The 24090-nt window shown below is 32.6% G+C and carries 26 protein-coding genes and 1 other annotated feature; of the genes, 21 read left to right on the top strand and 5 right to left on the bottom strand.

Annotated elements, in window-relative coordinates; all coding sequences use genetic code 11:
• Position 1 precedes the first annotated feature (1 nt).
• The 10 genes from pta to asnS all read left to right on the top strand — a co-directional run bounded on the left by pta (position 2) and on the right by asnS (position 9761).
• Positions 2-952: a phosphate acetyltransferase gene (pta, locus tag AC2LE6_RS00645; RefSeq protein ID WP_484477299.1), complete on the top strand. Its 951-nt coding sequence runs from the start codon at positions 2-4 to the stop codon at positions 950-952.
• A gap of 80 nt (positions 953-1032) precedes the next feature.
• Positions 1033-1941, top strand: a complete 909-nt coding sequence (locus AC2LE6_RS00640; protein ID WP_484477298.1) for a diacylglycerol/lipid kinase family protein — start codon at positions 1033-1035, stop codon at positions 1939-1941.
• Between the two features lies 1 nt (position 1942).
• On the top strand, positions 1943-3085 hold the full coding sequence (locus AC2LE6_RS00635) for an aldo/keto reductase (protein ID WP_484477297.1): 1143 nt from the start codon (positions 1943-1945) through the stop codon (positions 3083-3085).
• A complete protein-coding gene (gene rnmV, locus AC2LE6_RS00630; protein WP_484477296.1) occupies positions 3069-3620 on the top strand; it encodes a ribonuclease M5 in 552 nt (183 codons plus the stop codon). Before AC2LE6_RS00635 ends, rnmV begins: the two co-directional genes overlap by 17 nt.
• Before the next feature lies 1 nt (position 3621).
• Positions 3622-4482, top strand: a complete 861-nt coding sequence (rsmA, locus tag AC2LE6_RS00625; RefSeq protein WP_484477295.1) for a 16S rRNA (adenine(1518)-N(6)/adenine(1519)-N(6))-dimethyltransferase RsmA — start codon at positions 3622-3624, stop codon at positions 4480-4482.
• A gap of 72 nt (positions 4483-4554) precedes the next feature.
• Complete coding sequence (gene ispE / locus AC2LE6_RS00620; RefSeq protein ID WP_484477294.1) at positions 4555-5397, top strand: 4-(cytidine 5'-diphospho)-2-C-methyl-D-erythritol kinase; 843 nt, start codon at positions 4555-4557, stop codon at positions 5395-5397.
• A gap of 91 nt (positions 5398-5488) precedes the next feature.
• On the top strand, positions 5489-5752 hold the full coding sequence (spoVG, locus tag AC2LE6_RS00615; RefSeq protein ID WP_484477293.1) for a septation regulator SpoVG: 264 nt from the start codon (positions 5489-5491) through the stop codon (positions 5750-5752).
• A 125-nt stretch (positions 5753-5877) separates the two neighbouring features.
• Positions 5878-6855 (top strand): ribose-phosphate diphosphokinase, encoded by a 978-nt coding sequence (locus AC2LE6_RS00610; protein ID WP_484477292.1) that lies wholly within the window; start codon positions 5878-5880, stop codon positions 6853-6855.
• Positions 6856-6913: 58 nt separating this feature from the next.
• Positions 6914-8089: a DNA recombination protein RmuC gene (locus AC2LE6_RS00605; protein ID WP_484477291.1), complete on the top strand. Its 1176-nt coding sequence runs from the start codon at positions 6914-6916 to the stop codon at positions 8087-8089.
• Positions 8090-8127: 38 nt separating this feature from the next.
• Positions 8128-8327: a binding site (T-box leader), on the top strand.
• A 45-nt stretch (positions 8328-8372) separates the two neighbouring features.
• Entirely contained in the window at positions 8373-9761 is a 1389-nt protein-coding gene (gene asnS / locus AC2LE6_RS00600; protein WP_484477290.1) for an asparagine--tRNA ligase, read from the top strand.
• A 39-nt stretch (positions 9762-9800) separates the two neighbouring features.
• On the opposite strand, the gene AC2LE6_RS00595 is transcribed toward asnS, so the two are convergent.
• The 4 genes from AC2LE6_RS00595 to AC2LE6_RS00580 are packed head-to-tail and all read right to left on the bottom strand — an operon-like array spanning position 9801 to position 12217.
• Positions 9801-10703: an SPFH domain-containing protein gene (locus tag AC2LE6_RS00595; protein ID WP_484477289.1), complete on the bottom strand. Its 903-nt coding sequence runs from the start codon at positions 10701-10703 to the stop codon at positions 9801-9803.
• A gap of 19 nt (positions 10704-10722) precedes the next feature.
• Positions 10723-11394 (bottom strand): RDD family protein, encoded by a 672-nt coding sequence (locus AC2LE6_RS00590; protein ID WP_484477288.1) that lies wholly within the window; start codon positions 11392-11394, stop codon positions 10723-10725.
• Entirely contained in the window at positions 11394-11828 is a 435-nt protein-coding gene (locus AC2LE6_RS00585) for an NfeD family protein (RefSeq protein ID WP_484477287.1), read from the bottom strand. The genes AC2LE6_RS00590 and AC2LE6_RS00585 overlap by 1 nt, the downstream gene beginning before the upstream one ends.
• Positions 11829-11830: 2 nt before the next feature.
• On the bottom strand, positions 11831-12217 hold the full coding sequence (locus AC2LE6_RS00580) for a hypothetical protein (RefSeq protein ID WP_484477286.1): 387 nt from the start codon (positions 12215-12217) through the stop codon (positions 11831-11833).
• 134 nt (positions 12218-12351) lie between these two features.
• Here AC2LE6_RS00580 and AC2LE6_RS00575 point away from each other — a divergent pair, with 134 nt between their 5' ends.
• The 3 genes from AC2LE6_RS00575 to AC2LE6_RS00565 all read left to right on the top strand — a co-directional run bounded on the left by AC2LE6_RS00575 (position 12352) and on the right by AC2LE6_RS00565 (position 15416).
• Complete coding sequence (locus tag AC2LE6_RS00575) at positions 12352-13170, top strand: tRNA lysidine(34) synthetase (RefSeq protein WP_484477285.1); 819 nt, start codon at positions 12352-12354, stop codon at positions 13168-13170.
• Positions 13171-13257: 87 nt separating this feature from the next.
• The gene (locus tag AC2LE6_RS00570; protein ID WP_484477284.1) at positions 13258-14982 is read left to right on the top strand and encodes a phosphoenolpyruvate carboxykinase; all 1725 of its coding nucleotides are present in this window, start codon (positions 13258-13260) and stop codon (positions 14980-14982) included.
• A 59-nt stretch (positions 14983-15041) separates the two neighbouring features.
• Positions 15042-15416: a YybH family protein gene (locus AC2LE6_RS00565; protein WP_484477283.1), complete on the top strand. Its 375-nt coding sequence runs from the start codon at positions 15042-15044 to the stop codon at positions 15414-15416.
• Positions 15417-15438: 22 nt separating this feature from the next.
• Here the strand turns inward: AC2LE6_RS00565 and mnmE are convergent, their stop codons facing one another.
• Positions 15439-16800, bottom strand: coding sequence for a tRNA uridine-5-carboxymethylaminomethyl(34) synthesis GTPase MnmE (gene mnmE / locus AC2LE6_RS00560; protein WP_484477282.1), 1362 nt, complete (start codon positions 16798-16800; stop codon positions 15439-15441).
• Positions 16801-16855: 55 nt separating this feature from the next.
• Here mnmE and AC2LE6_RS00555 point away from each other — a divergent pair, with 55 nt between their 5' ends.
• The 8 genes from AC2LE6_RS00555 to AC2LE6_RS00520 all read left to right on the top strand — a co-directional run bounded on the left by AC2LE6_RS00555 (position 16856) and on the right by AC2LE6_RS00520 (position 24054).
• Positions 16856-17332: a hypothetical protein gene (locus tag AC2LE6_RS00555; RefSeq protein ID WP_484477281.1), complete on the top strand. Its 477-nt coding sequence runs from the start codon at positions 16856-16858 to the stop codon at positions 17330-17332.
• An 87-nt stretch (positions 17333-17419) separates the two neighbouring features.
• Positions 17420-19411: a DNA polymerase III subunit gamma/tau gene (dnaX, locus tag AC2LE6_RS00550; protein WP_484477280.1), complete on the top strand. Its 1992-nt coding sequence runs from the start codon at positions 17420-17422 to the stop codon at positions 19409-19411.
• A 2-nt stretch (positions 19412-19413) separates the two neighbouring features.
• Positions 19414-19719, top strand: a complete 306-nt coding sequence (locus AC2LE6_RS00545; protein ID WP_484477279.1) for a YbaB/EbfC family nucleoid-associated protein — start codon at positions 19414-19416, stop codon at positions 19717-19719.
• A gap of 12 nt (positions 19720-19731) precedes the next feature.
• Complete coding sequence (gene recR / locus AC2LE6_RS00540) at positions 19732-20331, top strand: recombination mediator RecR (protein ID WP_484477278.1); 600 nt, start codon at positions 19732-19734, stop codon at positions 20329-20331.
• A 73-nt stretch (positions 20332-20404) separates the two neighbouring features.
• Positions 20405-20668 carry a hypothetical protein gene (locus tag AC2LE6_RS00535; RefSeq protein ID WP_484477277.1) on the top strand — a complete coding sequence of 88 codons (264 nt, stop codon included), beginning with the start codon at positions 20405-20407 and terminating at the stop codon, positions 20666-20668.
• A gap of 257 nt (positions 20669-20925) precedes the next feature.
• On the top strand, positions 20926-22071 hold the full coding sequence (locus tag AC2LE6_RS00530) for an ABC transporter ATP-binding protein (RefSeq protein WP_484477276.1): 1146 nt from the start codon (positions 20926-20928) through the stop codon (positions 22069-22071).
• Positions 22064-22984, top strand: coding sequence for a carbohydrate ABC transporter permease (locus AC2LE6_RS00525; protein ID WP_484477275.1), 921 nt, complete (start codon positions 22064-22066; stop codon positions 22982-22984). Before AC2LE6_RS00530 ends, AC2LE6_RS00525 begins: the two co-directional genes overlap by 8 nt.
• Positions 22985-22995: 11 nt before the next feature.
• On the top strand, positions 22996-24054 hold the full coding sequence (locus AC2LE6_RS00520) for a carbohydrate ABC transporter permease (RefSeq protein ID WP_484477274.1): 1059 nt from the start codon (positions 22996-22998) through the stop codon (positions 24052-24054).
• Positions 24055-24090 lie beyond the last annotated feature (36 nt).

Here is a 24090-nt window from a genome sequence, read left to right as displayed (position 1 = left end):
TATAGAAGAACTTAAAAGCAAAATTAAAGGGAAAGGGCTTAAAATAGTCTTTCCCGAAGCAAACGATGACAGAATAATTGAAGCTGCGATTAGATTAGAAGATGAAGGTCTTGTTAAACCAATATTAATAGGAAAAAAAGAAGATGTATCAAATAAATTTGATGTGTCAGACTGTGTCTTTATTGATCCATTAAACAATGATCTATTTGAAGAAATGGTACAAGCATTCGTTGAACGAAGAAAAGGTAAAAATACTGAAAAGCAAGCAAGAACAATGTTACTTGATGAAAACTACTTTGGAACTATGTTAGTTTATATGGGACTTGCTGATGGATTAGTAAGTGGAGCTTGTCATAGCACAGGAGACACTGTTAGACCTGCTTTACAAATAATAAAAACAAAACCTGGAGTATCTAAGACATTTGGATATTTCCTGATGGTTAGAGATGAAATTAAATATATATTTGGAGATTGCGCAATAAATCCAAACCCAACAGCAGAAAACTTAGCAGAATTTGCAATAGAATCAGCTAAAGCAGCTGAAATGTTTGGAATTACACCAAAAGTGGCAATGCTATCATTTAGTACTAATGGAAGTGCGGATACAGAAGAAACACAAAAAGTTGTTGAAGCAGCTAAAATCGCAAAAGCACAGAATAGTGGATATGAAATAGATGGAGAAATGCAATTTGATGCAGCGTTTGTACCATCAGTTGGTGCAAAAAAATACCCAGGAAGTTCTGTTGCTGGAAACGCAAATACGTTTATCTTCCCGGACTTAAACAGCGGGAACATAGGGTACAAAATAGCTCAGAGATTAGGTAATTTCGAGGCAATGGGACCAATACTTGCCGGACTAAATAAGCCGGTGAACGACTTATCAAGGGGATGTGACAGTGAAGATGCTTATAACACAGCAATCATCACAGCAGCCCAAGCATTAATAAAATAATGAGCCGATTGGCTCTTTTATTTTGCATATCAAGTTGAATAGTATTATGTTATAATACTTTTATTGAGAGTAGGGATATTATGAGAAAATGTGCAATAATATACAACCCTGTAAGTGGACGCAAATTATTCGAGCAAAAACTCGAATATGTTAAAGAGCGACTACAATCAGCAGGTTACAATATAGATGTTAGACCAACAGAAAGACCAAGACATGCGACTGAAATCACAAGAGAGATATGTGAGTTAGAGTATGATCTTATCGTTGTTGCAGGTGGAGATGGAACAGTCCACGAGGTCATAAACGGATTATGCAAAAAAGAAAAAAGAATTAGAATTGGGTACATTCCTTCAGGGACTGCATGTGATTTAGCAAACACTCTTAAAATACCGAAGAATGTAGAAAAGGCAGTTGATATTATATTGTCTGGTGAAACAGTGAAAATGGATATTGTAAACTCAAACAAGGGGTTCTTTATTTATGTAGCTGCAATAGGAACGTATGTTGATATTTCATACGTAACTGATTCCAAGTTAAAGAAAGTAATTGGATACTTCGCCTACTTACTTACAGGGATCAAAGAGTTTTTTACTATTCCAATGATTAAAGCAAAAATAATTCATGACAACGGGATATTCCATGGTCATTTCTCAATGATTTTAGTAGTAAATTCAAAGAAAGTTGCTGGCTTTAACATTATAGATAAGCCACAGTTAGATGATGGGTATGTTGATGTAGTAACATATAGATATATTCCATTCTTTAATAATTTACTATACTTTATTTCGTTTATAATCACTCCAAAAGTAATTCCTGGAGTTAGAAAATTTAAAACAAAGAAATTACGCGTAATGACGCAACATCATCATCGTTGGAACATGGATGGTGAAGAGGAAAATAGTGGAACTTTGAATCTAGAAGTCCAAAAACAGGCAATAGAAATAATCGTTACAAAGGATATCAAGAAAAAATACTTTAAGGAGAATTAATATGAAATTACGTAAAATACTAGTGAACAAAGTGGAAAAAGAAGCTTCATTACTAGGTTTTGGTTGTATGAGATTCCCAACCCTAGAAAACGGTGAAGTAGATTTTGAAGAATCAAAAAGAATGGTTGATTATGCAGTAAAGCAAGGTGTAAACTATATCGATACAGCTTGGCCTTATCATGGTGGTAAAAGTGAATTAATCGTTAGAGACATAATTAAAGATTATGATAGGGAATCCTTTTATTTAGCAGATAAATTACCTTTATGGGAAGTAAAAACAAATGAAGACATCGATAGAATATTCCACGAGCAACTTAAAAAATGTGGAGTAGAATACTTTGATTTCTACTTAATCCATGCTGTTAATAAGGAAAGATATGATCAAGTATTAGATTTAAAAGTAATTGAGCAATTAGAAACATATAGAGAACAAGGTAAAATAAGAAATATTGGATTTAGTTTCCATGATGATCTAGACACATTTAAAAAATGGGCAGATATGTACGATTGGGATTTTTGTCAAATTCAATTAAACTATATGGACATCAACCACCAACAAGGTATGGAGGGATACGATATCCTTACAGCTAAAGGAATACCGGTTATTATTATGGAGCCTGTAAAAGGTGGAAGTTTGGTTAAATTCAACGATGAAATTGAAGGGATATTAAAAGAATATAATAGCGAAGACTCAATCGCATCGTGGGCTTTTAGATGGGTAGGATCTTTACCCAATGTACGAGTAATCCTTAGTGGAATGTCAACAATGGAACAAGTGGAAGATAATGTGAAAACATTCAGTAACTTTGTACCAATGAATACAGAAGAATTGAAGATTATAGAAAAAGTAAGAACTGAGATCCTTGCTTGTAGTAAAGTGGATTGTACATCGTGTAATTATTGCATGCCATGCCCTCATGGTGTTGATATACCAGGTAATTTCCGCAACTTTAATAGACACGCAATGTATCAAAATGACAATTATACAAAATGGGCATACAATCAAATGAAGGAAAAGGGAGCTTCCGCAGATAACTGTATAGATTGTGGAGAATGTTTACCAAAATGTCCTCAATTTATAGAAATTCCAACACAATTAGCCAATTTTGAACAGTATTTGGAAGATAATGGAATTATTAAATAAAATTAACGAGGTTGTGGTGGTTGAAGGCTATCACGACCTTGCTAAATTAAAAGAGATAGATCCTTCATTAGACATAATCATCACGAATGGTAGCGAGATAAGTGAAGAAACACTACTAGAATTAAAAACATTAAATAAAACAAGAGGACTAATCCTTTTTTTAGACCCAGATTACCAAGGAGAACGTATTAGAAGGATTATTAATGAGATAGTTGGACCAACAAAACATGCTTTTGTTAATAAAAAAGACGCAATCAACAAATCAAAAACCAAAGTAGGTATAGAACATGTTGAAAAAAGTCTTTTAATACAAAGTTTAGAAAGTTTTTACACAACACCAGACACACATTACGAAATTGATTCTACAAAACTAAGACAACTAGGATTAATTGGAAAACAAAACTCAAAACAACTTAGGAAACAACTCTGTGAAAGTTTGGGAATTGGCTTAAGTAATGGAAAAACACTTATCAAGAAACTTAATATGTTTCACATAACTATTGAACAAATACAAACATTACTAGGAGGTGAGTAGTATGTCAAAGATTGGAACATCAACTAAAATTAAACAAACGATTAAAGACCAAGATTTCTATATTAAGAAAAAATTTGGACAAAACTTTTTGGTAGACCAAAACATATTACGTAAAATCGTCTCTGTCCCATCTATCACGAAAGAAACTCTAGTAATCGAGATAGGACCAGGAATGGGGTCCTTAACAGAACACCTACTTGAGGGAAGCAAACATGTTTTAGCGTATGAAATTGACAAAGAACTACTACCAATATTAAGTGAAAACTTCGAGGGAGAATCACTAACAGTAATAAATGATGACTTTCTGAATCGGGATATCGATCAAGATATAGATGATTTAAACCTTGAGTTTGACAAAGTATGTGTAGTAGCAAACTTACCATATTACATAACAACTCCAATCATCTTGAAGATATTAGAGGAAAGCATAAAGATAAAAGAACTTGTACTAATGATGCAATTAGAAGTTGCTAGAAGATTAACGTCTAAACCAAGCACAAAAGATTACAACTCTTTAAGCATTGTTATCCAATACAAAACAAAGGCGGAAATCGCTTTAAAAGTACCTAGAACAGTTTTTATACCTGCACCTAATGTTGATAGTGCAGTAGTGAAACTTGTCGTTGAGGATAACCTGTATGATAAACCAGACAACGAAGATCACTTCTTTAAACTTGTTAGAGCTTCATTTACACAACGTAGAAAAACATTGGTAAATAATCTTCACTTTAATTTCCATAAAGAAAAACAATTCTACATCAATACACTTGAAGACCTAGGGTTTGATTACCGTATAAGAGCCGAAAATCTGGCTGTAGAAGATTTTATATTAATATCCAACACATTATCTAAATCAAAATAAAACAAAGAATACACGCTGGATTCTTTGTTTTTTTATTTATACATTATGGTACAATGTACTTGAGGTGATTCGATGGTTAAGGAAAAGGCTTATGCTAAGATTAACTTGTTTCTAAATGTCGTTGCAAAGCGATTTGATGGTTTTCATGATTTAGAAATGGTAATGGCATCCTTAGAATTACATGATGTTTTAGAGTTCAGAAAGAACACGACAAACGATATATTAATAACTGGCGATACAAACATGACTGACGACTATAAAGATAACTTGGTATATAAAGTTGCAAGTTTTATGCAGGAAGAATTTAATGTTTTTGAAGGTGTTGTAATCAATATCAAGAAAAACATACCTGTAGCAGCCGGTTTAGCTGGTGGTAGTGCTGATGCAGCCGCTACGTTAAGAGGATTAAACAAGTTATGGAAACTTAACTTATCACTTGATGATATGGCAAAATTAGGTCTAGAGTTTGGATCTGATATACCATTTTGTGTTTATAATAAACTATGTATAGCAAAAGGTAGAGGGGAAGAATTGGTATTTCTTAATACAAAATTAAACATCCCAGTCCTTTTAGTTAACCCCTTTATCAAGATAAGTACAAAAGACGTTTTTGCTCAAGTAAATCCTGACAATATAATAGAGAAGAAGATATCAAACATGACAAATGCAATATTCAATAAAAATCTTGATTTGATAATACGTGAATTACACAATTCATTGGAAGAAATTACATTTAACATAAATCCAGATATAAGAAAACTTAAAAACCATATTATTGACACGGGAATAAAAGGTGTTCTAATGAGTGGTTCTGGGTCTACAATATTCGCAATTGAGGGGAAAAAATCTAAATTACAATATTCTTTTGATACCGTTAGAGATGATTACTATAAAATTATTACAAAGATAAGATAACGGCTTCACTACTAAATAAAATATATTTTGTAAAAGTATGTACCTATGTTATAATTATTATAAGTAGAATATGAAATTGCGAGGTGGGAAGATGAATATAACAGACGTTAGGGTAAAAAAATTTAATGGTGAAAATCGCTTAAAAGCAATAGCAGCTATTACAATTGACGAATGTTTTGTTGTTCATGAATTACGCATAATCGATGGGAAAGCTGGATTGTTTGTTGCAATGCCAAGCCGTAAAATGCCTAATGGGGAATTTAAAGATGTAGCGCATCCGATTAACCAAGAGACTAGAAACCGTATCGAGCAAGCTGTAATTGAGGCTTACAACAATCTTGAAGAAGAACAATAAACAATAATTGAGTGCAACTTTTTCAGTTGCATTTTATTTTGCAATTTACTTTTGCAATTTTTAGATTATAATGATATTGTATAAAAGGTTTAAAAAATTTAATCATATTTGGAGGTCTATTTCATATGGCGATTATTGACGGATATAAAGTCAAGTTGTTTAGTTTAAGTGCTAATCCTGAATTAGCAGAAGAAATTTCAAAATATTCTGGTATTCCACTGAGTTCTATAGATTTAGCTAGATTCGCAGATGGTGAAATCGGAATAAATGTAGCAGAAACAGTTCGTGGTTATCATGTTTTCCTTGTACAACCTACACACGAACCAGTAAATGAAAACATAATGGAATTATTAATAACAATTGATGCAATGAAAAGAGCATCAGCGAAAACTATTAACATAATTATGCCTTACTATGGTTATTCAAGACAAGATAGAAAAGCAAAATCGAGACAACCGATTTCAGCTAAACTTGTTGCAAACTTACTAGAAACAGCTGGAGCTACTAGAGTTCTAGCAATGGATTTACATGCTTCTCAGATCCAGGGGTTCTTCGATATCCCAATCGATAACTTTAGAGCTATGCCACTAATAGTGGAATACTTTAAGAAAAAAGCACTTGAGGAAATCGTAATTGTCTCTCCAGATCATGGTGGAGCAGTTAGAGCTAGAAAAATGGGAGATGTTATGGGCTGTGATATAGCCATCATTGATAAACATCGTCCAGCACCAAATGTATCAGAAGTTATGGGGCTAGTTGGTAATGTATCAGGTAAAACTGCGATTATTATCGATGATATGATAGATACAGCAGGGTCAATAACAGCTGCAGCGCAAGCTGTATTAGATGCTGGGGCAAAAGAAGTATACGCTGCTTGTACTCATAGCTTGTTATCAGGTCCAGCAAGTGAGAGAATAGAAAAATCAGTACTAAAAGAAGTTATTTGTACAAACACAATTAATTTACCAGAACATAAAAAAACACCAAAAATCGAACAACTTAGTGTTGGGAAACTTTTAGCACAAGGAATTATAAACATAATTCAAGACAGACCGTTAAGTATTTTATTTGAATATACAGAAAAAGACGTTGATGATAAGTAGATGGAATCCATCTACTTTTTTCATACAAAAAATGCTATAATGTTACAGAGGTGATAACATGGATGAATTAATGATTGCACTTGGCGTAATAGCGGTTTTATTGCTAATCGTAGTAATAGTACTATTATTAAAAAACAGTGGAAATAATGAAACAAATGTTAAAGAGGACTTAAAAGACTTTTTTAAAGATGAAAACTTTAAATTGAGTAAGGAAATGACAAAGGAATACTCTGGTTTAAAAGTAGAACTTGTAGAATCACTTGGTAGAAATGCAAAAGAAAGCATTAATGATCTTAATAGGTTTAAAGAAGGACTGAACAAAGATATTCTTGAGAACTTTAATGCACTAAATAGAAATATAAATGATCAAATGGAAAATATAAATAAAAAAGTAGAATATCGCTTAAATGAAGGGTTTGAAAAAACAAATAAAACATTTGAGAACATCGTTGTTAGATTAACAAAGATAGATGAAGCACAGAAAAACATAGAGAAATTATCGACAGATGTTGTCTCTTTGCAAAACGTTCTTACAGATAAAAAATCAAGAGGTACGTTCGGTGAAGTTCAATTAAACAATATCCTAGAAAGTATCTTTGGTGTTGGTAACGATAAAATATTCGAGACACAATTCACGCTATCAAATGGTAAAATCGCTGATGCAGTACTTCATGTGCCTGAACCAATGGGTAATTTAGCGATAGACAGCAAATTTCCATTAGAAAATTATCAAAGAATGGTAGATAACGATATCTCAGAACATGAAAGAGTTGAAGCAACACGTAAATTTAAATCTGATTTAAAGAAACACATCACAGATATCTCCGACAAGTACATCATTCCTTTAGAAACTGCAGAACAAGCAGTCTTATTCTTACCTGCAGAAGCCATTTTTGCAGAAATCAATGCATATCACCAAGATATCATTGAGTTCTCACAAAGAAAACATGTTTGGATAGCATCACCAACAACGATTATGAGTTTACTAACAACGGTACAAGTAATCATCCAAAATGTAGATAGAAATAAGAATATGAAAGTTATTCAAGAGGAGTTAGTAAAACTTGGTGATGACTTTAAACGTTATAAAGAACGCTGGGACAAATTAAAATCTAATATTGAAACGGTAAACAAACGCGTTAACGAGATTCATGTCTCAAGTGAAAAAATAGGAAAAAGGTTTGACGCTATTAAAGCTGTCGAATTAGAAGAACAAGATCAAATAGAAGAATAGTTATTGACATTACATTTGGTTTTGTTATTATATGTGTATATAAAACGTTGATTGGAGAAGTAATACTTTCCCCTGTGCAAAGCGAGTCTAGGTTGGTGGAAGCTAGAACATAAGAATAGTATGAATAACACCATGAGTGATGGAAGAACATAGTAGAACCATCCGTATGCCTGCGTTAAAGGTCGAGAGCTCAGAAATGAGAACTAAGGTGGTACCGCGGAATATATTCGTCCTTAAACATTTGTTTAAGGGCGTTTTTTATATAAAAAAAAGGAGGAATAATATGAAATATTCAGTAAGAAGGCTATATAAAGAATATAGCGACCTAGATCAAAAACAAATAACTTTGTTTGGGTGGGTACGAAATAATCGTGCACAAAAGGAATTTGGGTTCATCAATTTAAATGATGGAACTTTCTTTGAAACAATCCAAGTTGTTTATGAGAGTGAGTTTCTAAATAATTTTAAAGATGTTCAAAAATTCAGAGTTGGTAGTGCGATTAAAGTAGAGGGTATTTTAATGGCAACTCCTGATAGAAAACAACCATTTGAAATCAAAGCACGTGATGTAGAATTGATAGGTGATTCACAAGAGGATTATCCAATTCAACCAAAAAGACATACTAGAGAATTTCTAAGGGAAAACGCACATTTAAGACCTAGAACTAACTTATTTAGTGCGGTGTTTAGAGTTAGAAGTGTTTTAACTCATGCGATACATACATTCTTTCAAGAAAGAGATTTTGTATATTTAGCAGCACCATTAATCACAGCATCTGATGCTGAGGGTGCTGGTGAAACGTTTAAAGTTACTACTCTTGATTTAGATAAACCACATCGTACCGAAGAAGGAGAAGTAGATTATAATAAAGACTTCTTCCAGAAAAAAACCAACTTAACAGTATCCGGACAATTAGAAGCGGAAGCTTGGGCATTGGCATTTAGAGATGTTTATACATTTGGTCCAACGTTTAGAGCTGAGAAATCGAATACAACGACTCATGCATCAGAATTTTGGATGATCGAGCCTGAAATTGCGTTCGCAGACTTAAAAGATGATATGCAGTTAGCTGAAGATATGGTTAAATACATCATTAAGTACGTATTGGAGAGATGTCCTGAAGAAATGCAATTCTTCAACAAGTTTGTTCAAAAAGGGTTATTAGAGAAACTTGATAGTGTTGTATCTAGTGCATTTGAGATTAAAACACATAGAGAAGCAATTGATATCTTATTAGCATCTAACCAAAAGTTTGAGAACTTACCCAAACATGGTGAAGATTTAGCTACTGAACATGAAAAATTCTTAGTGAAACACTTTGATGGACCTGTCTTCGTTACAGATTGGCCAAAAGATATCAAGGCATTCTATATGAGATTAAACGACGATAATGAAACTGTGGCAGCTATGGACTTATTGGTTCCTGGTAGTGGAGAACTTATCGGTGGATCTCAACGTGAAGAACGTCTAGATTTACTTGAAAAACGTATGGAAGAGATGGATGTTCCTAAAGAAGATTTATGGTGGTATTTAGATCTTCGTAAGTACGGTGGATGTAAACATGCAGGCTTCGGACTTGGATTTGATAGAATGTTAATGTATTTAACAGGTGTTGAAAACATTAGAGACGTAATCCCGTTCCCAAGAACACCAAGAAACTGCGAATTTTAGTATTAAAAAAGGACCTTATTCGGTCCTTTTCTTTTGTAATTATTTTTTTAAATTAAATGTTTCTGCTAAAGTTCCTGCTACTCCAACCATTCCTTGTAAATCAGATGGAATAATTAATTTAGTTGCTTGTCCTTTAGATACTTCAACCATAGCTTTGTAAGCTTCTAAACGTAAGAATGCTTCATCTGCACCAGCTTTTTTAATTAAAGCGATACCTTCAGCTGTTGCACTTTGTACTTTAAGAATAGCTTGTGCTTTCCCTTCAGCTTCTTGAATACGTACTTCTTTTTCTGCTTCAGCACGTAAAATTGCTGATTGTTTTTCACCTTCGGCATTTAAGATAGCTGATCTTTTTCCACCTTCTGCTAGTAAGATACCTGAACGACGTTCACGTTCCGCACGCATTTGTTTTTCCATTGCTTCACGGATATCTTTTGGTGGGATGATGTTTTTAACTTCAACACGGATAATTTTGATTCCCCATGGATCTGTTGCTTCATCTAAGATGTTTCTCATTTGAGTATTGATTAAATCACGTGATGTTAATGATTGATCTAACTCTAAATCCCCGATGATGTTACGTAATGTAGTTGCAGCTAAGTTTTCAATAGCTCTTAATGGATATTCAACTCCATAAGTATATAACTTAGGATCGGTAACCATATAGAATACTACTGTATCTATTTGCATAGTTACGTTATCTTTTGTGATAACTGGTTGTGGTGGAAAATCTACTACTTGTTCCTTAATTGAGATTTTCTTTTTAACGCGATCAAAGAATGGAATAATGAAATGTAAACCTTGATCTAATGTTTTGTGATATCCTCCTAGACGTTCAACAACAAAGCGGTTGGCTTGTGTTACTAAAGTGAACGCTTGCGATAAAAGGATTAAAAAGAATACTAATAAAACTACTACAATAATAAGTCCTGTACCTGGCATAATGTTTCCTCCTTGTGCCTTAGAATGGGTAATTTACCCCTTTATATGTTACTTGTGTTTGTGACATAATATCTCTTACAGCTCTCTTCTTAGCAGAGAACCCTATAAGTGCTACATCAAATGTGATTCCTGAAACAGCGAATAGTGCTACAATTAACAACGGAACGGTCATAATAGTGCTCATAAAGGTAATAAAGATTAAGAATAATATCCAGAAGAAGTGCTTCCAAATAACTTCTCTACTTAGGATAGTAAACCATGTTACTTTTCCTGTAAGCTCTATTCCCATTAGTTTTCTACCAAATGAGTTACCTTTCAGTATCAACATATATAAGTAATATATAGATACAAACGCTACAAATCCGTAGGTCATTGTCAATATCAAATGAGCAACAACTGCGTTGTACTCCTCTGTGTTGTCATCCCAAAAATCTTCGTATAAACCGGTAGACATAGTTTGAAAATCATCTTCTGTGATTAATTCACTCTCTACGTCTGCTCTTAAATCTGCAATATCATCAGACAATATATCTGAATTATCGTAATATGTGGCTGAAAGTTCTTCATAGTTTTCTATACTGTTTGAAATGATAGTACCAACAAACAAGTTATTCATACCGATAACTATAAATAATATAGGTAATGCATCTACAAAATAAGATACAATACGTCGAGATAAATTAGCTCGCATTATTTAATACGATCTACAACAAGTTTAACGCCTTCAACAGCTAAAACTTCTACTTTCTCGTCAACATCGATATCTTCTTCACTAGTAGTTACAGCCATCCAGTATTTACCATCAATTTTAACTTCCCCACGCTCTCCTGCAGGTATTACTTTTGTGCAATTTGCAACTTTACCTACAAGCCGATCGGTGTTAGTATGTACAACATTTGTTTTTAAGTATTTCTTTGTGATTGGTCTTACCAAAGCGATAAGCATCAATGATGTAACAACAAATACAGAAACCTGTATCCATAATGCAGCACCAGCTATTGCTAATATAAATGCGAATAATGCCCCAGCACTAAACCAAATACTAGTAAGATCCATTGTATTCATTTCAATCAAAGCAGCTACTATAATTAAAACAAACCATATGATAATTTCATATTCTACCATAGTTAATCCTCCTCATTGTTCAGATCTATAATAAGAGCTGAATCTTCTTTGCTCCATTTTGCATTGAATTTACGAGAATTATTGTTCTCAAAATTAAAATCCATAGCATCTGAAACTTCTTTCATAAATTTCTTATTGCTAACTCTAGCATAACTAGGTTTCAGAGTAATTCTATGTCTTTTTTCTTCAGGAATAATTCCTAACTCTAAATCCTCTTTTGATAGAGGTTTAATAGCAATGCGTTTCCCTTGTAGATCTAGACCTAAAAGGATTAACTTCTTATGTGCAGTTTCAAAGTGTGCACTAGCAACTTTGTTTAAAGTAATGTTGGTTTCGTAAAGCGTTGCTACGCCATCAGTAGGTTTTTTGTTTGCCCATATAAAAGCCATTTTAACACCTCCAATTTCATTTTCATACCTTAATTATACTCTTTAATTATTGATTTTGCAAGAATATTATTTTTTATTATTTTTATTTCCAAGGGTTGTAATGTATAATTGGTTTACGAGAAAAAGGTGATCATATGAATGAAGTAGTAACTAAGCAGTTTGAAAAAGATATTATCAAGAAATATAGAGGCGGTTTATGGAGTAAATTCATAAAGGCTATTAAAAAATATAACATGATTAAAGAAGGAGATAAAATCGCGATTGCAATGAGTGGTGGGAAAGACAGTCTATTACTTGCGAAGCTGTTTCAGGAACTTAAGAAACATCCCCTTGTAAACTTCGACATTGAATTTATAAGTATGGATCCAGGTTTTAGCCCAGAGAATCTTAAAATGCATTTTGAGAATGCAGAAAAACTAGGAATACCTCTAAATATAGGGAAATCTGACATCTTTGAGATAGTGGGAAAAATAGCCAATGATTATCCTTGTTATATGTGTGCAAGAATGAGAAGAGGGTTTCTATATAATATGGCTAGAGAAAAGGGTTGTAACAAACTTGCCTTAGGACATCACTTCGATGATGTAATAGAAACAACAATGATGAATATCCTATATGCAGGTTCATTTAAAACGATGTTACCTAAAGTTAGAGCTAAAAACTTTGAAGGTATAGAATTGATAAGACCAATGTATATGATTAAAGAAACAGATATCATAAAAATAATGAATTCTAACGACATTGAGACAATGGATTGTGGATGTGAAATTACAGCATGTAGTACTTCTAGTAAAAGGTATCAAACAAAACTTCTTATTAAAGAACTAACAAAACAAAGCAAAGATATTGATAAAAACATCTTCAGAGCCGCAGAAAACGTACAACTTGACGGTATATACAGATGGACTCAGGATAAAAAAGAATATACACAATATGATGATTGGGACGAATAAAAGGTGTTTTTGCACCTTTTTTTGTTGAAAACATTTTCATAGTGTAAGAAAGTGAATTACAGTATAGACTATTCATAGGGTGATATTATGATAAAAGAATATTCTCAAAATAGAAGTAATGTAATTATGAATTTCAGTCTTAAATATTGTGAGACGAAAGATGAATTACTGAGTAGTAAGGGTTTTAAAAAAGTACTTACAACTTATATATCATATTTACATAAAAAAGATTTAGCTTTGTATGATAAAATAACCTATTTATGTGGTGATGTAGATGTTACAAAGAAACTTATAACATTGTTTAAACTTCTCTTAGTACTCGATAAAAGGGAAATCAGTGTATTAAACAATGGATACAAGAATATCTTGAATCAAAAAGATGTATTGTTTGAGTTGATAGAAGGATTATATTCTCATTGGAGAAAACTAGAGAGATATGCATTGATCCAATCTGGAGATTCAGATACAGGAATTCAAAATATCAATTTTATAGAGGCGAGTAATAATTTTTTAAATCTAGTACTCAAAACTTATAGGAAAATAGAGGAAAACGTACTTGGTTATCAGCATTCTGTGTATAGGCAACTATCCGCTGGAATAAACGCTGGAGTAGTACTTGCAGATTCGGGAATATCTTTTGATGAAGAACTAGAAGTGCTAAATGGAATACAGTACATAAATCAAATAATTTTAACACCACCATTTGTGATATATCCAAAGAAAAATAAAAGATCTGGGATCTTTCAAGAGGTGTTTGAGAATCCGATTAAGGATTTACCTTTAAATAAATCACATTACTTTTGCTATCCAGCAAAAGTAGGGAAATCATTAGCATTCATTTACTTTCATAGAAATTACATGAATCACGGTATAAGTCTATGTAATCTGTTTGAAATGGCTAAGCCAGAAGAATATAAATACAAAAAGCCAAACCTAGTTTACGTGTTTGGACAACGACTAGACATTAAGGAAAAGAAGACAGTATTTTATCACGAACGTAAAGGTGATACTTACATTGGATTCACGGCGATGCATGATGAGATAGATTATTTCGGATATATGAAAAAAATGATATTAACATTACATAATGTAAGAATGATAGATCAAAACAAATTACCAATTCATGGAGCTATGGTTAATGTAACCTTAAGAAATGGAAAACAAGCTAATATTGCCATAATTGGTGATAGTGGTGCTGGTAAATCAGAAAGCTTAGAAGCATTTCGCAAATTATCCGAGAAATACTTGAAAGAAATAAAAATAGTATTCGACGATATGGGATCGTTTGAGATTGAAAACTCAAAAGTCTACGGATATGGGACTGAAACGGGCGCATTTGTCCGATTAGATGATTTAGAAGGCGGGTATGCTTTTAAAGCGATGGACCGTGGGATTTTCATGAATCCAAACAAGATAAATGCTAGATTATTAGTGCCAGTATCCACATACGCCGACATAATTAAAGGTTATAAGGTGGATATATTATTATACGCAAATAATTATGAGAACAAAAAATATCCTTTGAGTATAATTGCAGATAAGGAAAAAGCGGTTGAGATCTTCAAGCAAGGATTAAGAAAAGCAAAAGGGACTACCACAGAAAAAGGATTAGTAGAGTCGTATTTCGCAAATCCATTTGGAGTTGTACAAAGGAAAGATCAAGTGGAATTATTAATCGAAAAAGTATTTAGTAATCTTTACAATAGCAAAGTTGAAGTAGGTATACTTTATACAAAACTAGGTATAGAAGGACTAGAACAAAAAGGGCCTGAAAAAGCCGCAAAAGAACTCTTCGAATGGATTATGAATTAAAAGCTCTTTTGAGCTTTTTCTTTTATGTTACAATAATACATATATAGTAGGAGGTCACTATGAGTAAAATTAAACAGTTATTTGATGTGGACAAGAAGTTTTGTAGCGAGTGTCAAGTTGACAAAGAAAAAGCATGGATGAAGTATACAGCTAAGAAAAGTATTATGGGTACAGGATCTCATAATCCCTATATAACAGACCTTTCACAAATTGAGGCTGGAATTAAACATGTATTTAATTTAGAGGGTATCTCATTCACATGGCAACCTATACACGGGTTTATTAGTGAAGATGAGACTTTAGGTGTAACTACTGGGACATATGTTAGAAAGCATATTGTCGAAGGTAAAGAAGTTACAGAATTAGGGAAATATTGTACTACGTGGCAAAAAGAAAACGGAGAATGGAAAATTGTTCTTGATATTGGGAATTAAAAAAAAGCGCATTTGCGCTTTTTTATTTACCTAAACAGAATTTGCTGAATAGTTCATCTAATAAAGATGTTGTTGATGTGTCACCTATTATTTCACCTAGAATATTCCAAGCATTCTTAAGATCAATCTCGGCCATATCAATTGGCAATTGATCGGTGATGGCTTGTAAACTATCTTTTAAACTTTCTAATACTTCGCTTAATTTAGCTATGTGTCTCGCATTTGAAATATACGTTTGATCTTTTATGTTTACTTCTCCTGATAAAAACATATCTCTTATAATTTGTTCTAAATCTTCAATTCCAGTTTTGTTTAATGCACTAACACTAACACTGTTTTCAAAATGATGATTTAGTTCTTTTGATAAATCTGTTTTGTTAATAATTATAATCCTTTTTTTATGGTCTGTGATGCTAAGTAATTCTCTATCTTCCATTGTTAAAGCTTGGTTGTTATCAAGAACAAACAGAATTAGTTCGGCTTCTTCAATTGATTTTTTGGCTTTATCAATTCCGATTTGTTCAACAATGTCTATTGATTCTCTTATTCCTGCAGTATCGATAAGATTTAAAATTATTCCTCCGATATTTATATTTCCTTCTATAGTATCCCTAGTTGTACCTTTGATTTCTGTAACAATTGCTCTTTCTTCTCGTAATAAAGCATTTAGTAGACTAGATTTACCTACGTTTGGTCTTCCGATAATTGCTGTTTTAAGACCTTCTTTAATTATTTTTCCGTATTGAGCTTTTTCTAAGAGAATTTTTATTTTACCAATTAATGATTGTACTTCTGGTTCAATGATCTTTGTCGATAGCTCAATAACATCATCATATTCAGGATAATCTATGTTTACTTCAATATGAGCTATTGTTTTCAACAATTCATCTCTTAAATCAGTTATGAGTTTATAGATAACTCCATCCAGACCTTTATTGGCTAAAGAAAGACTCATGTCAGACTTTGCCTCTATAATATCCATAACGGCCTCCGCTTGTGTTAAATCAATTCTTCCGTGTAAGAAGGCACGTTCTGTGAATTCTCCCGGTGTAGCCGGTCTAGCACCGTTTTTAAGTAGTAATTCTAGTATTTTGTTCGCAACAAAAACACCACCATGACAATTGATTTCTACAACGTCTTCAGTCGTGAATGTTTTAGGTGCTCTAAACACTGTAACTAAAACTTCATCAATGTTTTCTAATCCATTGAATATATGTCCATAATGTACTGTGTGAGAAGCAACGGTTTCAAGGTTTTTACCTTTAAAAACTTTACCCACTATTTCTATTGAATCAGCACCACTTAGACGTACTATACTTATAGCACCTTGTCCTAACGCTGTACTGATTGCCGCTATTGTTTCTGTATTCATAAATATCACCAACTTAATTATACCACAATGTTATTTTTTATAGTATAATACATCTTGGGTGATTATTATGAAAAAATCTAAAGGATTTAAGTATTATGCATTTATATTTGGTGTATCTTCGGTAGCTATTGCGATTTATGCAGGTGTTCTTGTATTAAGAGATGAAGTTACCATTGATTTAAAGTCGGCTTTATACCTTGTTACACTTCCATTAATGTTTACGAGTTTACTTTTTGTTTTTGATAAGATATTTGGACTGATAATACCTAATAAGTATAAAGAAGGTAATGAAGAAGTAACTGATTTCAAAGAATTTTTGAATCAGGTAAATGCAATTGTTGATGCGAAGACCTCTTTTTCTATTGAAGGGTATCGTAAACTAAGGGAGAGCACAAAGTTCCAAAAAGCAATCGGACAAGTGTTCACTATTAAAGAAAATGGTGAAACACCAGAATTAACATGGGCATATATATCTAAAAAATTTAAAAAAGATACCAATGAATACATAGCATTAAATCATATAATTGAATCAGTGAAAAAATAATCAAAGTTTACTAAAAAGACTATAAAATCTAGTCTTTTTGTTTTATAATAGAAATACGGAAATTTATCCGTTTTTAGGAGTGATTCTATGGCATATAAGGCACTTTACAGAACTTATCGACCAAGAAATTTTGAAGAAATAGCAGGACAAGAACATATTACTAGAACATTTAAGAATGCATTAAAAAACAATAAGATTGCACATGCTTATTTATTTAGTGGACCTAGAGGTACAGGGAAAACAACTATAGCTAAGATTATATCTAAAGCTGTAAACTGTGAACATGCTCCAGTATCAGATCCATGTAATGAATGTGATATTTGTAAAGGAATTGATAATAATTCAGTTACAGATGTAATTGAGATTGATGCAGCTTCAAATAATGGTGTAGATGAGATTAGAGAAATTAGAGATAAAGTAAAATACTTGCCAGGGCTTGGAAAGTACAAAGTCTATATTATAGATGAGGTACACATGCTTAGTACTGGTGCTTTTAACGCACTTTTAAAAACTTTAGAAGAACCTCCAAAACATGTTATTTTTATATTAGCAACCACAGAACCTCACAAAATTCCAGCTACAATACACTCTAGATGTCAAAGATTTGATTTTAGAGGGATCAGTGTACCTGAAATGATTGGGAGATTAGATACAATTATCGAAGAAGAACATATATCTATAGAAACAGAAGCTATTAAAGTAATTGCCGAAGCCGCAGAAGGTGGAATGAGAGATGCAATTAGTTTGTTAGATCAAGTGGTTTCATATACTGAAACAGAAGTAAAAGTAGACGATGTACATGCGATTAGAGGTACTGTTTCTAATGAAAGCTTACTTCAAATTGCAAATGCCATATTCAAAAATGATTCCGTACAGGCAATCAAAGTATTAGATGAGTTAGTGGCAATTGGAAAGGAATCACAGAGACTTGTGGAAAACCTTATTAAATTCTATAGAGACTTATTGATTTTTAAGAACACAAGATCTTCGGACGACTCACAATTGTTATATACAAAACCAGAGTTTTTATCACTGGCAGATAAAGTAAGCAACAATTTAGTGTTCTTCTATATTGATGTATTAAATAGGGCTAGAAATGATATGAAGTTTACTAATAGTGCCAAACTATATATGGAACTTGCACTTATAAAAATGGTAGACAAGATAGAAAAACAAGAAATTGTAATCGAAGATGAATTTTCTTCTCTACAAAATAGCATTAAGAGTTTACAAGAACAGTTAACTAAAGTTGAACATATGAAATCTGAAGTTACTGTTGTAGAGAAAGTAATTGAAAAACCGGTTGTAGAAGAAGTCTTTGAACAAGATGAGACAGAAGCATTTGATTCTGCACAAAGTTTTGGGGCGGAAAACAGTGAACAAAACACTGATGAAGTTGAACAAGACATACCAGTAAATAAAACTGAGCCTGAAATTAATGTGGATTCTGTTCAGGAAGACACTACTGAAACACACACAGATGAACATATAGAAGATCGTACAGAAGAAGAAAAGTCTGAACTTGATCTATTTAGTTTACCTGAAGATGAGATTGAAGAAATTGAAGAACCATACTCAACATATGACATTAGACTTGTAGAAGAAGTATTAAATAACGGAGACAGAGAAACTAAAATCAGATTAAATAAAAGATGGTTTGATATCGAACGTGATGTGGAACCAGAGGATTTACAATATGCAAAGTTGATTAGTAGTGGACGTGTCGTAGCTACAAATGGTTCATTAATAATTATTGAGTATCCAGCGCCATCAACATGTAATCGTATGATGAAAGAGGATATCAAAGAGAAAATAGTTAAGTTATTAAGTGATTTCCATGAAATAGAATTGAATTATCTTGCGTTACCATCAGAAGTGTGGAAAAACAAAAGTGATGAATTCTTAAAAAAATGGAGAGAAGACAAAGATAGATATATAACATTAACACCGATAGAACATCCAGGACTGAAAGATATAAAAACAGTTCATCACGATGTAGATGACATGACTCCAGATAGTGTTAAGGAAGCATACAACATGTTCGGTAAAGACAATGTCAAAGTTAGAAAAGGGGAATAATTATGAATCCAGGTATGATAAAGAAACTACAAAAAATGCAAAGAGAAATGATGGATGCACAAAAAGAATTAGAAGCATCAACATTTTATGGTAGTGCTGGTGGAAAAATGATTGAAGTTGAGTTTTATGGTAATAAAATCATGAAAAACATCACCATTAATCCAGAAGCATTAGAAGATAAAGATGATTTAGAAATGATACAAGATACAATTACACTAGCTGTAAATGATTGTATTAAAAAAATCGAAGATGAAACACAAAGTGTAATGGGACAATTCACTGGTGGTGGAGTTCCAGGCCTATTCTAAGGGGGAATTAATATGAAATACCCTGATAGCATCGAACAACTTATCGAGAGTTTACGTAGATATCCAGGTGTTGGTAAAAAGACAGCAGAAAGATATGCCCTTTTTACTGTAAACAGAATGGATCACGAATCGATTGATAAAATAATAGAAGCATATCAAAAAATCAAAACAGACATATTTGATTGCCCTATCTGTGGGAACATCACAGATACAGATCCTTGTTATATATGTTCTGATGAATCAAGAGATAAAAAAACAATCATCGTTGTTGAAGAAGCAAAAGATGTTATTGTTATGGAAAAAACAAATAGATACCACGGACTATATCATGTTTTAAATGGAGCAATATCTCCATCAAATGGTATTGGACCGGACAACATAACCATTAAGGAGCTATTAGAACGTCTGAAAGATGAAGAACTACAAGAAGTTATATTAGCTACAAATTTAAACAATGAAGGTGAGACAACAGCACGATATATTTCAAGGTTACTTCAGGGCACAGACATCCTTGTTACAAGGATAGCTCATGGTATACCAGCTGGTGGAAATATAGAATATGCAGATGAAATAACCATCTTTAAAGCATTAGAGGGTAGAAGAAAAATATAAAAATCCCGAAATTCATAAAATTTACACATATTGTTTGTTATAATGTAGGTAGAATAATTAGAGAGGTGATATTATGTTAGAAAATTTCCGTACGCTATTAGAAGAATCGTTTCTAGGATCATTTGGGGATCAAATAAGTGGAATATTCGAAAGATTGTATAATATGGTAACTGCATTAGATCCTATTTCGCAAATTGGAGTTTTAGTACTTGGAAGCATTATTACTATATTAGGTACATTTTCATTAATTAAAAAATTATCAAAATTGATTTTCGTAGTGGTAATAGTGTTTGCAATTTGGTATGTTTTGACTAATCAAGGAAGCTTACCATTTTAAATTAACAAGTTAGGACACAAAAGTGTCCTTTTTTGTTACGGTAATGCGAGATTTAATGAAAACCCTTTACTTTTTCAAAAATTGACCTCTAGAAGGTTTGCATACTGAATATTAACTAACGGCCTAACTAGGCCGTTTTAATTTACAAAAAATTAATAAAATCAATACAAATTTATTTCTAAAATTATATAGAAAATTCACCGAAAATATGGTACTATTAAATGTTAAAAAAGTTAAAGTGATTAGGAGAGATAAATATGGAGATTAGACTAGAAAATATCACAAAGATATTTCAAGCAAAAGATAAAACAGAGACAGTTGCTGTAAATTCTTTTGATTTAACAATTCCATCTGGAAAGCTAGTAGGGTTATTAGGACCTTCTGGTTGTGGAAAATCAACAACATTATATATGATTGCGGGGCTTTTAGAGCCAAACAATGGAAGAATATATTTTGGAGATGAAGATGTAACGGATATGTCACCAGAGAATAGAGGAATAGGATTAGTATTCCAAAATTACGCACTATATCCACATATGACTGTAAGACAAAATATTATGTTCCCACTAGAGAACATAAAGGTACCAAAAGATGAGGCATTGGTAAGAGCACAAGAGATGGCTGATTTAGTAGGTATTGGAGATTTAATGAATCGTAAACCGCGTCAACTAAGTGGTGGACAACAACAACGTGTTGCTATTGCTAGAGCGCTTGTTAAAAAACCAAGAGTATTATTATTAGATGAGCCATTATCGAATTTAGATGCTCGATTAAGATTACAAACTCGTGAGGAAATTAAACGTATCCAACGTGAAACTGGAATTACAACTATTTTCGTTACACATGATCAAGAAGAAGCTATGAGTATTAGTGATGAGATCGTTTTAATGGAATTAGGGATAAAACAGCAAGTTGGAGAACCTCAAGATATTTATGATACGCCAGATAATTTATTCGTTGCGAAGTTCTTAGGAACTCCACCAATTAATATATTTGCAGGTGAGATTAATAAAGGATCATTAATGTTTAACGATTTCAAATTAGCGCCACACGACGCTGCTGACGGTGAATGCTTTATAGGTATTCGTCCTGAAGGTTTCGAAGTTGTAGAGCAAAAAGGTAAAATCAAAATGGAAGTTGCATATGTTGAAACTATCGGTAGAGACACAACTTTAATATTTGAATACAAAGCCCCTGCAGAGTTAGAAGAAGTAGAACTTGAAGGACAAGAAATAGTCGAAGAAACTGACGAACCACAGGAAATCAAAATGATTACTAAGACATTTAGAGTTATTGTTGATGCATCACACAGAATTAGGCCAGGTGATGTGGTTAGTTTAGATATCAAATCTGATAAATTATTCGTATTCAATAAAGAAACTGGAGAGCATATTCTTGCTTGAGAGAGAGAGTAATTTAAAGGCCTGGCTATATCTTACGCCAGCGTTATTATTGTTGAGCGTATTCACATTTTACCCTTTATTCAACTCGTTTTACTTAACATTCTTAGTGAGATATAACTATTTATCTCCTGTAAAAACATTTGAAGCATATACATTGATTGGAAACTTTCAAAAAGTGCTTTCGGATCCAATATTTCATCAAGCACTTAAGAATACAGTTGTAATTGTATTTGTAAGTGTACCAATAAGTGTATTAGTATCCTTATTAATAGCAGTAGCGTTAAACGGAATTAAGAAATTACAAGGAACATTCCAAACTATTTTCTTCTTACCATACGTTACAAATGCAATCGCAGTTGGGATGGCATTTGCATTCATCTTCAATACTAAGTATGGATTAATTAACCAGTTCTTAGGTTGGTTCGGGATGGATCCAGTTAAATTTGTTACATTAGGTGCAACTTGGGGTACATCAATGATTGCATTACTTGTTTATACTGTTTGGGGAGGACTTGCATTTAAAATAATGGTCTTCTTAGCAGGATTACAAAATATTGATAAGCAATATTATGATGCAGCTAAAGTTGATGCAACACCAAAAGCAAGAGTATTAAGAAGAATTACTATACCTTTACTTTCTCCAATGATTGCGTATATTACAATCACATCATTTATTGGAGCATTTAAAGCTTACCGTACTGTAATTGGGATGTTTGGAGCAACTCTAGCTCCTCCAGGTTTATTACCTAAGGATTCTTTAATTACAATAGTTGGTTATATTTACAAGTTTATTTATGATGATGCACCTGGAGCTATCTCGATAGCTGCTGCATCAGCCGTTATTCTATTTGTTATCACGTTAATCTTTACTTTCGTCCAAATGTGGGTTAGTAAAAAGAGAGTACATTTCTAGGAGGCTGACATATGGATAATAATAAATCATTCATGGACAAAGTAAAAGATTCCATGAGTAAGTTCACTACTAAAGTGAAAGATGCATTCAAAGAATTCTGGAGTAACTTTAAATCTTTATTCCAAAAAGGTGAAAGTGAAAAAGAACAAAGAAGATTAAGTGATAAAAGACATAGAGTAATGGTAAAAATAGGAATTTATACATTCCTAGTAGTATTTGCAATAATTATTATAATTCCGTTCTACTTCATGTTAATAACTTCATTAAAAGATGTAGACAGAATTTACGAAGAAATCCCACCGAGTTTGTGGGTTAAATTTAAAGATATGATGTTTATAAACTATAAAGCATCATTAGAGAACTTTGATTACTTCGTTTACATGAAAAATACAATTATAGTTGCATTATTTGCAACTGTAGGTACAGTAGTAACAACAGTATTAGCATCATTTGCCTTTGCAAGGTTAAACTTTAAAGGTAGAGATCTATTATTCTTAGGATTCTTAATGACAATGATGATACCAGGAGAAATGTTTGTTATAACGAACTATTTAACTGTTTCTGATTTAGGGTTATTAGGAAAAGAAGGTGGATTGTTCTCAGGATTGATTGGAGCAGATGGCGCACAATCGGCTTTACAGGCCAATATAGCGTTAATTGCACCGTTTATGACGAGTGTATTCTATATCTTCTTCTTAAGACAAGCATTTAAACAAATACCTGATGAATTATATTTAGCAGCGAAAGTTGATGGAACAAGCGACTTTAAATATTTAAGAAGAGTTATGGTACCAATCGCTGCACCAACAATTATTACAATAACGATTTTAAACATGATGGGAACTTGGAGTGCGTTCATTTGGCCAAACCTAGTTGCCGATAATGAAAAATATCGTTTAATTACAAATGGTCTGCGTAAGGCATTTAGTGTAGTTGGTACTGGTGAAAGACCAGCCTTCAACTTACAGATGGCAGCAGCAATGTTAGTAACATTACCATTATTAGTAGTATTCTTCTTATTGAAGAAATACATTATGCGTGGTGTATCAAGAAGTGGAATCAAAGGTTAGAAATAACTATAATATATATAAAATATAGGAGGAAAC

The organism is Candidatus Izemoplasma sp. (genome assembly GCF_982632705.1).
The sequence above is the reverse complement of the archived record's forward strand: the minus strand, read 5'-3'. Positions and strand labels throughout refer to the sequence as shown.

Excerpts from the sequence above, each read along its gene's own strand:
- AC2LE6_RS00640 (WP_484477298.1), top strand. The coding sequence starts at position 1,033 with ATGAGAAAATGTGCAATAATATACAACCCTGTAAGTGGACGCAAATTA.
- AC2LE6_RS00635 (WP_484477297.1), top strand. The coding sequence starts at position 1,943 with ATGAAATTACGTAAAATACTAGTGAACAAAGTGGAAAAAGAAGCTTCA.
- rnmV (WP_484477296.1), top strand. The coding sequence starts at position 3,069 with ATGGAATTATTAAATAAAATTAACGAGGTTGTGGTGGTTGAAGGCTAT.
- rsmA (WP_484477295.1), top strand. The coding sequence starts at position 3,622 with ATGTCAAAGATTGGAACATCAACTAAAATTAAACAAACGATTAAAGAC.
- ispE (WP_484477294.1), top strand. The coding sequence starts at position 4,555 with ATGGTTAAGGAAAAGGCTTATGCTAAGATTAACTTGTTTCTAAATGTC.
- spoVG (WP_484477293.1), top strand. The coding sequence starts at position 5,489 with ATGAATATAACAGACGTTAGGGTAAAAAAATTTAATGGTGAAAATCGC.
- AC2LE6_RS00610 (WP_484477292.1), top strand. The coding sequence starts at position 5,878 with ATGGCGATTATTGACGGATATAAAGTCAAGTTGTTTAGTTTAAGTGCT.
- AC2LE6_RS00605 (WP_484477291.1), top strand. The coding sequence starts at position 6,914 with ATGGATGAATTAATGATTGCACTTGGCGTAATAGCGGTTTTATTGCTA.
- asnS (WP_484477290.1), top strand. The coding sequence starts at position 8,373 with ATGAAATATTCAGTAAGAAGGCTATATAAAGAATATAGCGACCTAGAT.
- AC2LE6_RS00595 (WP_484477289.1), bottom strand. The coding sequence starts at position 10,703 with ATGCCAGGTACAGGACTTATTATTGTAGTAGTTTTATTAGTATTCTTT.
- AC2LE6_RS00590 (WP_484477288.1), bottom strand. The coding sequence starts at position 11,394 with ATGCGAGCTAATTTATCTCGACGTATTGTATCTTATTTTGTAGATGCA.
- AC2LE6_RS00585 (WP_484477287.1), bottom strand. The coding sequence starts at position 11,828 with ATGGTAGAATATGAAATTATCATATGGTTTGTTTTAATTATAGTAGCT.
- AC2LE6_RS00580 (WP_484477286.1), bottom strand. The coding sequence starts at position 12,217 with ATGGCTTTTATATGGGCAAACAAAAAACCTACTGATGGCGTAGCAACG.
- AC2LE6_RS00575 (WP_484477285.1), top strand. The coding sequence starts at position 12,352 with ATGAATGAAGTAGTAACTAAGCAGTTTGAAAAAGATATTATCAAGAAA.
- AC2LE6_RS00570 (WP_484477284.1), top strand. The coding sequence starts at position 13,258 with ATGATAAAAGAATATTCTCAAAATAGAAGTAATGTAATTATGAATTTC.
- AC2LE6_RS00565 (WP_484477283.1), top strand. The coding sequence starts at position 15,042 with ATGAGTAAAATTAAACAGTTATTTGATGTGGACAAGAAGTTTTGTAGC.
- AC2LE6_RS00555 (WP_484477281.1), top strand. The coding sequence starts at position 16,856 with ATGAAAAAATCTAAAGGATTTAAGTATTATGCATTTATATTTGGTGTA.
- dnaX (WP_484477280.1), top strand. The coding sequence starts at position 17,420 with ATGGCATATAAGGCACTTTACAGAACTTATCGACCAAGAAATTTTGAA.
- AC2LE6_RS00545 (WP_484477279.1), top strand. The coding sequence starts at position 19,414 with ATGAATCCAGGTATGATAAAGAAACTACAAAAAATGCAAAGAGAAATG.
- recR (WP_484477278.1), top strand. The coding sequence starts at position 19,732 with ATGAAATACCCTGATAGCATCGAACAACTTATCGAGAGTTTACGTAGA.
- AC2LE6_RS00535 (WP_484477277.1), top strand. The coding sequence starts at position 20,405 with ATGTTAGAAAATTTCCGTACGCTATTAGAAGAATCGTTTCTAGGATCA.
- AC2LE6_RS00530 (WP_484477276.1), top strand. The coding sequence starts at position 20,926 with ATGGAGATTAGACTAGAAAATATCACAAAGATATTTCAAGCAAAAGAT.
- AC2LE6_RS00520 (WP_484477274.1), top strand. The coding sequence starts at position 22,996 with ATGGATAATAATAAATCATTCATGGACAAAGTAAAAGATTCCATGAGT.